Annotated in this window: 9 protein-coding genes; 3 read left to right on the top strand and 6 right to left on the bottom strand. The window is 68.5% G+C overall.

The genetic code is table 11. The features are described 5' to 3' along the window. Positions 1-39 precede the first annotated feature (39 nt). From bfr to ACEZHJ_RS00430, 4 genes are all read right to left on the bottom strand, one after another. Positions 40-510: a bacterioferritin gene (gene bfr, locus ACEZHJ_RS00445; RefSeq protein ID WP_163142321.1), complete on the bottom strand. Its 471-nt coding sequence runs from the start codon at positions 508-510 to the stop codon at positions 40-42. A 104-nt stretch (positions 511-614) separates the two neighbouring features. Beyond that, a complete protein-coding gene (locus ACEZHJ_RS00440) occupies positions 615-833 on the bottom strand; it encodes a bacterioferritin-associated ferredoxin (protein WP_163142324.1) in 219 nt (72 codons plus the stop codon). Between the two features lie 98 nt (positions 834-931). After that, entirely contained in the window at positions 932-3,199 is a 2,268-nt protein-coding gene (gene ptsP / locus ACEZHJ_RS00435) for a phosphoenolpyruvate--protein phosphotransferase (protein WP_259201786.1), read from the bottom strand. Continuing rightward, entirely contained in the window at positions 3,199-3,726 is a 528-nt protein-coding gene (locus ACEZHJ_RS00430; RefSeq protein WP_259201785.1) for an RNA pyrophosphohydrolase, read from the bottom strand. The genes ptsP and ACEZHJ_RS00430 overlap by 1 nt, the downstream gene beginning before the upstream one ends. Positions 3,727-3,890: 164 nt before the next feature. Between ACEZHJ_RS00430 and ACEZHJ_RS00425 the strand changes: the two genes are divergently transcribed. Then, a complete protein-coding gene (locus ACEZHJ_RS00425) occupies positions 3,891-4,571 on the top strand; it encodes an HAD family phosphatase (RefSeq protein WP_375036111.1) in 681 nt (226 codons plus the stop codon). A gap of 30 nt (positions 4,572-4,601) precedes the next feature. On the opposite strand, the gene ACEZHJ_RS00420 is transcribed toward ACEZHJ_RS00425, so the two are convergent. Together ACEZHJ_RS00420 and ACEZHJ_RS00415 are read right to left on the bottom strand one after the other, a co-directional pair. Further along, the gene (locus ACEZHJ_RS00420; protein WP_259201783.1) at positions 4,602-5,435 is read right to left on the bottom strand and encodes a universal stress protein; all 834 of its coding nucleotides are present in this window, start codon (positions 5,433-5,435) and stop codon (positions 4,602-4,604) included. 18 nt (positions 5,436-5,453) lie between these two features. Beyond that, the gene (locus ACEZHJ_RS00415; RefSeq protein ID WP_163139017.1) at positions 5,454-6,293 is read right to left on the bottom strand and encodes a universal stress protein; all 840 of its coding nucleotides are present in this window, start codon (positions 6,291-6,293) and stop codon (positions 5,454-5,456) included. A gap of 165 nt (positions 6,294-6,458) precedes the next feature. Between ACEZHJ_RS00415 and ACEZHJ_RS00410 the strand changes: the two genes are divergently transcribed. Together ACEZHJ_RS00410 and ACEZHJ_RS00405 are read left to right on the top strand one after the other, a co-directional pair. Beyond that, positions 6,459-6,887 (top strand): MerR family DNA-binding transcriptional regulator, encoded by a 429-nt coding sequence (locus ACEZHJ_RS00410; protein ID WP_163139019.1) that lies wholly within the window; start codon positions 6,459-6,461, stop codon positions 6,885-6,887. Positions 6,888-6,956: 69 nt separating this feature from the next. Beyond that, a complete protein-coding gene (locus ACEZHJ_RS00405) occupies positions 6,957-8,120 on the top strand; it encodes an isovaleryl-CoA dehydrogenase (RefSeq protein ID WP_163139016.1) in 1,164 nt (387 codons plus the stop codon). The last annotated feature ends 211 nt before the right edge of the window (positions 8,121-8,331 follow it).

Raw genomic sequence — 8,331 nt, 5'->3', positions numbered from 1 at the left:
GGATCGGGGTCGGGGCTGGTGTCCGGCCCCGACCGCGCCTCACTCGGGGATCTGCGACTGCTGGTAGTTCTGCTCGCCCACCCGGTCGACGAGGTCCAGCTGGGTTTCGAGCCAGTCGATGTGCTCCTCCTCGTCGTCGAGGATGCGGCGGAACAGGTCACGGCTGACGTAATCCTGCACGGACTCGCAATAGGCGATGGCCTCGCGCAGCAGCGGGCAGGCCGTCTGCTCCGCGCGCAGATCGCACTCGAGGATCTCACGCACCGTCTCGCCGATCATCAGCCGACCGAGGTCCTGGAGGTTCGGAAGCCCCTCGAGGAAGAGGATGCGCTTGATCAGCTCGTCGGCATGGCGCATCTCGTCGATGGATTCCTGGTACTCCTTCTCGCCCAGGCGGGCCAGCCCCCAGTCCTGGAGCATGCGGGCGTGGAGGAAATACTGGTTGATGGCCGTGAGCTCGTTGGTGAGCGCACGGTTGAGGAAATCGATGACCTTCGTGTCGCCTTTCATTGTGCTGCCTCTGTGCCCGTGTTGGTGGCATGGATGCACAGAGTCTAGCGCATGAAGGGGCCCCTTTAGCCAGCCGGGGCGGGAACGGCAGTGTTCACGCGGCGCTAGGCGACGGCGGGCGTAGCGGCAGGGAAGCCGAGTGCAGGCGCGTTCTCGTCGGGGGCCGTCCGTTCGGCGAGCATCGCCCGCGCAGCGGGACCGCACTTGCCGCAGCAGCTGCAGACCCCGAGCTCGCGGCGCAGCTCCCGCATGGTCCGGGCGCCGGCATCGATGGCGGCGTTGACTTCTCGGTCACTCACGGCGCGGCAGACACAGACGTACATGGCGCACTCACATCCGGTATTGATGGAGATACGCTACGACTTTCACACCCGATTAGTCAAACACGAATTATTATTATTTGTGACCTTCATCACCGGACTTACTTGCCCGCCCGCGTGAGGCTGCCCAGGCCCTTGGCCTCCAGGGCCCCCCGCACCAGCGCGCGGACCTCTTCCGGATACTCCAGCGCCAGGGCCTCGTCGAGCAGCGAGCGGGCCTCGGCATGGGGGAAGCTGCGGATCACCCACTTCACGCGCAGCAGGCCTACGCTGCTCATCGACAGGCCGCTCAGGCCCATGGCGAAGAGCAGCAGCGCCGTCGCCGGATTCCCGGCCATACCGCCGCAGACGCTCACCGGCACCCCCGCGACCCGGCCAACCTGGGCGACGTCGTTCACCGCACGGAGCACCGCCGGGTGTAGCTCGTCGTAGAGGTTCGCGACCCGTGGATTGTTGCGGTCCACCGCGAGCAGGTACTGGGCGAGGTCGTTGGAACCGATGGACAGGAAATCCAGACGCCGGGCCAGGCTCGCCGCCTGGTAGACCGCTGCCGGCACCTCCACCATCGCGCCGAGGCGCGGGCGCACCACATCCACCCCTTCCTCGGCGAGCTCGCGCTGGGCTCGCTCCACCAGGGCCACCGACTGCTCCACCTCCTCGATCCGCGAGACCATCGGGAACATGATCTGCAGGTTGCTGAGCCCCTCCGAGGCCCGGAGCATCGCGCGGATCTGGGTCAGAAAGATCTCGGGGTGATCCAGCGTCACACGCACGCCGCGCCAGCCGAGGAACGGGTTGTCGTCGTCGATGCGGAAATACGGCAGCATCTTGTCGCCACCGATATCCAGCGTGCGCAACGTAACCGGCAGCGGCGAGAAGGTGGTGAGGACCTCCCGGTACAGCCGTGACTGCTCCTCCTCGCTGGGAAATCGCTCGCGCACCATGAACGGGAACTCCGTGCGGTGCAGGCCGACGCCGTCGCAGCCGACCTCGCGGGAGGACGCGAGGTCCGAGATGAGCCCCGTGTTGATGTAGAGGTTAATGCGCTCGCCGTCGGGGCTCTCCGCCGGCAGCGCCTGCAAGGCCTTGAGGTCCTCGCCGAGCTGGCGCTCCTCGCGCTGCAGGCGCCGATACTCGCGCATCACCCCACGCGTGGGCTGGACATAGAGCCGGCCACGGTAGCCGTCGACGATGAGTTCACGGCCGTCGACGACACTCGGGCGCAGGTCGCTGACGCCCATTACCGCCGGCACGCCCAGCGCCCGCGCCAGGATCGCGACGTGGGAGTTCGCCGAGCCGGTGGCCGAGACCACGCCCACAAGGCGCTCCCGGGGGATCTCGGCGAGCTGCGAGGCGTTCACCTCGTGCCCCACCAGCACCACCCGCTTCGGCAGCGGCCGGGCCCGGCGCTCGCCGGCGCCGAGCCGGGCGATCAGCCGCCGGCCTATGTCGCGAATGTCACTGGCGCGCTCGCGCAGGTAGCCGTCCTCCATGTCCTCGAAGTGACGGACCTGTTCGACAATGACGTCGCGCACCGCCCCGGCCGCCCACACGCCCTCGCGGATGCGCGCTTCCACGGAGCCGGACAGGCTCTCACCGTCGAGCAGCCGCACGTAGACCTCGAAGAGCCGGCGCTCCTCCTCCGCGACCATGCCCTCGAGGCGGGCGTGGAGGTCCTCAAGGTCGGCGCGCACCGCGGCAACGGCCGCACGAAACGCCTCGATCTCGGCCTCCGGGTCGTCGGCGGTGATCTCCGGGACCGCATCGAAATCCGTCGCCGAATACAGCGTGTAGGCATGGCCAATGCCGACACCGGTGGCGCCGGCGACACCGGCCAGCGGCCGGTTGCGCGCCAGGCCGCGGCGCTTGACCAGCTCGCGCAGCCCGCCGCTGGCCCGGGCGTGGGCGATAACGCCGGAAAGCTGGGCGGCCATGGTGACCAGGAAAGCCACCTTCTCGTCGTCGAAGCGCTGGCGCTGCTGGCCCTGCACCACCATCACGCCGAGGAGCTGGCGGTAGTGGATGATGGGCACGCCGAGGAAGGAGTGGAAGTGCTCCTCCCCGGTCTCGGGGAAGAAGCGGAAGCGCGGATGCTGATCCGCGTCCTGGAGATTGATCGGCTCCTCGCGTTCGGCGACCAGGCCGACCAGGCCCTCGTCGAAACGTAGCCGGACCCGGCCCACCGCATCCACGCGCAGGCCGCGGGTGGCCATCAGCGTGAGGGTTTCCTGATCCTCACCGACCAGATAGATGGAGGCCACGTCAACCGCCAGGGCATCCGCCACCCGATCAACGATGATGTTCAGCGCCTGGCCGAGATCGCCGGCGCCATTGACCTCCTGAACGATGCGATGAAGGGTCTCGAGCATCAGTCGCGCCGCCCCTGTCCATTGCCGCGCGGCGGCGGCCGCTGCGGCGGCCCGTCCGGGAAGATCAGAGGCGCAAGCTCCGTGAGCGCACGGTCATAGACACGGCGCTTGAAGAAGACCACCCGCTGCACGGGCTCCCAGTAATCCACCCAGCGCCAGTCGTCGAACTCCGGCTGGGCGCTCTGGTCGAGGCACACGGTACCCTCATCGCAGGCGAGGCGCAGCATGAACCACACCTGCTTCTGGCCGATACACAGCGGCCGCTGGCGACGGCGTACCAGGTGGCGCGGCAGACGGTAGCGCAGCCACCCCTCGGTGCAGCCGAGCACCTCCACATGGGAGGACTCCAGTCCCACCTCCTCGCGCAGCTCCCGGAAGAGGGCCTGCTGCGGCGACTCGTGTCGCTTGATGCCCCCCTGAGGGAACTGCCAGGCGTTCTGGCCGATGCGCCGGGCCCAGAACACCCGCCCGGCCCCATCCGTCAGGATGATCCCCACGTTGGGCCTGAATCCATCCGAATCAATCACTTGAGAAACCTGGCACGGAATACCGGAAGTTACAGGTATTCTTCCACATCGGTACAAAAGGCGGCAAATGGCACCACGACGCCCGTGCACGGCCGCCGGCGAGACCGTAGACTGTCGCCCCGACGCCGTCCGGCGGCACCCCCGGAAACCCAGCGGGAGCATCCGTGAGCCTGACCCTCTTCGATCTGGACAACACCCTGCTCGCCGGAGACAGCGATCACCTGTGGGGCGAGTACCTCACCGAACACGACATCGTGGACGCGCAGACCTACGCTGCCGCCAACGAGCGCTTCTACGCCGACTACAAGGCGGGACGGCTCGACATCGACGCGTTCCTGCGCTTCGCGCTGCGCCCCCTCGCCGAGCACCCGCCGGACCAGCTGCACGCGTGGCGTGAACGCTTCATCGCCGAGAAGATCGAGCCCATCGTGCTCCCCGCCGCCCGGGCGTTGATCGACATGCACCGGCAGCGCGGGGATACGCTGGTGATCATCACCGCGACCAACCGCTTCGTCACCGAGCCCATCGCGGGGTTGCTGGGCATCGACTGCCTGCTGGCCACCGAGCCGGAGTTCCGCGACGGCCGCTACACCGGCGGCTACGTGGGTACCCCCACGTTCCGCGACGGCAAGATCGCCGCGCTCGAGGCCTGGCGGCGGCAGAGCGGCACCGAGGACATGGTGACGACGTTCTACAGCGACTCGCGCAACGACCTGCCGCTGCTCGAGCGCGTGGAAGAGCCGGTCGCGGTCGACCCGGATCCCGCCCTCGATGCCATCGCCCGGGAGCGGCACTGGCAGCGCCTCACGCTCCGGGACGGCCCAGAGCCACATCCCCTGGGCTAAGAGAGGGGGAGAGCCGCCCCTCCCCGCAGGTCAGTGCGCGAGCAGCACCGGCCGGTCCATCACCCGCATCATTTCATGGGTGGTGCCGCCGAGCACCAGCTCACGCACCCGAGGCTGGCCGTAGGCCCCCATCACGATCAGATCGGCACCACTGTCCTTCGCCGCCGCGACCAGTGACGACGCGGGATCCGCCGAGCCGCCCGCATCGCGGACCACCTCGACGATGACACCGTGACGACTCAGCATGGTCGCGATGTCGCCACCGGGCAGCTCGCCGTGCCCGTCCAGCCGGTTACGGCCGGTGAACACCTGCACGCGCACTGTTTTCGCGGTCTGCAGCAGCGGCAGGGCATCGCTGATCGCCCGGGCCGCCTCCCGGCTGCCGTTCCAGCCGACCACCACGTGCTCGCCGACCGCCCCCGACCAGCCGCTGCGGGGCACGGCGAGTACTGGCCGGCCGCTGGCGACCGCGACCTGCGCCGGCAGGTCCGTGGGCGGGGCATCCACGTCATGGGAGACGTCCGGCTGCCCCATGAGGATGAGGTCGGCATAACGGGCATGGCGGCTGATGACCTCCAGGCGCTCACCGCCCTCGGCAAGACCGTCATGGGCACGCCACTCGCCGTTGCGGCGGGAAAACGCCTTACCGAAGTGCTGCTCCAGTGTCTCCAGGCGCCGGCGCATGCGCGCACCGTAATCACGAATGCGGCTGGGCTGGGACATCTCCAGGGGCAGGCTGAAGGGCACCACCGCAAGCCCGGCCACGTGGGCCTCGAAACGGTCGGCGAACCCGGCAGCGAGCGAGAGAGTATCGTCGAGCGCTGCCCCCTCGTCGACGTAGACCAGCAGATCTTTCCAGGACATGGCGTATTCGCCTCCTGCTCAGTGGGAGAGGAAAACCGGCAGCGTCATGCTCTCGAGCACGCCGCGGGTGGCGCCGCCGAGGACCATCTCGCGCATCCGCGCACGGCCGTAGGCCCCCATGACCATCATGTCGGCACCGTAATCGCTCGCTGCGGACAGCAGCGCGGAGGCCACGTCCAGGTCCCCGAGACTCTGATGGGCTGCCTCGACGTTAACGCCGTGGCGCGCCAGGTGCGTGGCGATGTCGGCCGCCGGCTGCTCACCGTGGGCCGCATCGCGGCTGGTGCCGGTGAGCGCGAGCACCCTCACCTCGTCCGCCGCCTTGAGCAGGGGCAGCGCGTCGGAGACCGCGCGTGCCGACTCGCGGCCGGCGTCCCAGGCCACCAGGATTCGTCGGCCGATGGGCTGCTCGCGCCAGGCATAGGGCGTGGCCAGCACCGGCCGCCCGCTCATCAGGCAGAGCTGCCCGGGCAGGTCCCGCGGCACCGCGGAGCGCACGTCACTGACATCCGGCTGACCGACGACCGCGAGGTCCGCATACCGTGAATGGCGTGCGAGCACGTCGAGGACCGTGCCGCCGGCGCTGACCGTGTCGGTGGCACGCCACTCGGTGACGAGCTGCCGGCCTCCGACCAGCTGCTCGAAGCGCTGGCGCAGCCGCTCATTGCGCTCGCCGGCGAGCTCGAGCTGACTCTCCAGGGTCTGGGTCGGAACGAACTCCGGTACGAGCATGACGTCGGCGACCGCCAGCCCGACCAGGTGCGCATCCCACTTCGCCGCCAGCTCGGCGGCAAGCCGCGCCCGGCGCTCGAACTCCGCGGATTCATCGACAAACAGCAACAGGGTGCGCAGTTCCATGGTCCTGACCTCCTGGAAATAACGGAATTTCGACGGCAGTCCGCCCGTCCGTCAGAATTTATCATTGCGGCGACCAGCCGGATGATCCAGATCAAGCCGCTGTTATTATGCGGCCTGCTCATTTACTATGACGTTTACGTAAACGAAAACTTTGAGCCGTCCGCAATGCAGCTACGCGAACGAGACGCCCTGCCCAACGCGACCACCTACACCATCTCCGAGCTCGCCCGGGAATTCGACGTTACCACGCGGGCGATCCGCTTCTACGAGAACCGCGGGCTGCTCAACCCCCGGCGCGAGGGCCAGAAGCGCATCTACAGCCGCCGCGACCGCACCCGGCTCAAGCTCACCCTGCGCGGCAAACGCCTCGGCATGACCCTGGCGGAGATCAAGGAAGTCTTCGATCTCTACGACTCGGCCCACGGCGAGGAGCGCCAGCTCGCCCGCTACCTCGAAATCCTAGAGGAAAAACGCCAGCTCTTCCTCCAGCAGCGCCAGGACCTCGAGGACGCCCTCGGCGAGCTCGAGGACTCCATGGGCCGGTGTCGCCGTATCCTGGACAGCAAGCACCGGCGGGAGGGTGTCGGCGGGTGAGGCCCGGGTTTGACGTTTACGTAAACGTCAAATAGCATTGCCGCAAAGACCCGCAGGAGGAGAGAGACCATGGAGCTGCCCGGGCTGAATTTCGGTCTCGGCCAGGAGATCGACATGCTCCGCGAGGCCGTGCGCGACTTCGCCGCCGGCGAGATCGCCCCACGCGCCGAGGCCATCGACCGTGACAACCACTTCCCCCGCGAGCTGTGGCCGAAACTCGGCGAACTCGGCCTGCACGGCATTACCGTGGAGGAGGCCTATGGCGGCAGCGCGATGGGTTACCTCGCCCACATGATCGCGATGGAGGAGATCAGCCGGGCCTCCGCCTCCATCGGGCTGTCCTACGGCGCCCACTCCAACCTCTGCATCAACCAGCTCCGCCTCAACGGCAGCGCCGCCCAGCGCGAGCGCTATCTGCCGCCGCTGGTCACCGGCGAGCACGTCGGCGCGCTGGCGATGTCCGAGCCCGGTTCCGGCTCCGACGTGGTCTCCATGCGCCTGCGCGCCGAGCGCCGGGGGGACCGCTACGTCCTCAACGGTAACAAGATGTGGATCACCAACGGCCCGGAGGCCGACACGCTGGTGGTCTACGCCAAGACCGACCCGGAGGCGGGTCCGCGCGGCATCACCGCCTTCATCGTCGAGAAGGGGATGCCCGGCTTCAGCACGGCGCAGAAGCTCGACAAGCTCGGCATGCGCGGCTCGGATACCTGTGAGCTGGTGTTCAGCGACTGCGAGGTCCCCGCGGAGAACGTGCTTGGCGAGGAGAACCGCGGCGTGCATGTGCTCATGAGCGGCCTGGACTACGAGCGCGCCGTGCTCGCCGCCGGTCCCCTCGGCATCATGCAGGCGTGTCTGGACACGGTGGTCCCCTACATCCACGAGCGCCGCCAGTTCGACCAACCCATCGGCGAGTTTCAGCTCATCCAGGGCAAGGTCGCGGACATGTACACCACACTCAATGCCTGCCGGGCCTACGTCTACACCGTCGGCGCGGCCTGCGATCGTGGCGAGACCACCCGCAAGGATGCCGCCGGCGCGATCCTTTACGCCGCCGAGAAGGCGACGCAGATGGCGCTGGAGGCCATCCAGATCCTCGGCGGCAACGGCTATATCAACGAGTACCCTACCGGACGGCTGCTCCGCGACGCCAAGCTCTACGAGATCGGCGCGGGCACCAGCGAGATCCGGCGGATGCTCATCGGCCGCGAACTCTTCCGCGAGACGGCCTGAGCCGGCGGCCCGCCGGGCGGGCCGCCGCTCCGCCACCCAAGCGACACCAACCGCGCGGGCCCGGTCAAGAGCGACACCGCCAGCGACCCCATAGGCATCGTCACTGCCGCACGCACCCCCAGGGGGGGCTGCCAGGGCCAGCTCGCCGCCCTGCGTGCCCCTGCGCTGGGCGCCGCCGCCATCGCCGCGGCGGGACGCCGTGCCGGCCTGG

This window comes from Arhodomonas sp. KWT2, assembly GCF_041949875.1.
Classification (GTDB): Bacteria; Pseudomonadota; Gammaproteobacteria; order Nitrococcales; family Nitrococcaceae; genus Arhodomonas; species Arhodomonas aquaeolei.
This window is presented reverse-complemented; position numbering and strand designations above follow the sequence as displayed.

Coding starts and splice junctions, on each gene's coding strand:
- bfr (WP_163142321.1), bottom strand. CDS start 510: ATGAAAGGCGACACGAAGGTCATCGATTTCCTCAACCGTGCGCTCACC.
- ACEZHJ_RS00440 (WP_163142324.1), bottom strand. CDS start 833: ATGTACGTCTGTGTCTGCCGCGCCGTGAGTGACCGAGAAGTCAACGCC.
- ptsP (WP_259201786.1), bottom strand. CDS start 3,199: ATGCTCGAGACCCTTCATCGCATCGTTCAGGAGGTCAATGGCGCCGGC.
- ACEZHJ_RS00420 (WP_259201783.1), bottom strand. CDS start 5,435: ATGTCCTGGAAAGATCTGCTGGTCTACGTCGACGAGGGGGCAGCGCTC.
- ACEZHJ_RS00415 (WP_163139017.1), bottom strand. CDS start 6,293: ATGGAACTGCGCACCCTGTTGCTGTTTGTCGATGAATCCGCGGAGTTC.
- ACEZHJ_RS00410 (WP_163139019.1), top strand. CDS start 6,459: ATGCAGCTACGCGAACGAGACGCCCTGCCCAACGCGACCACCTACACC.
- ACEZHJ_RS00405 (WP_163139016.1), top strand. CDS start 6,957: ATGGAGCTGCCCGGGCTGAATTTCGGTCTCGGCCAGGAGATCGACATG.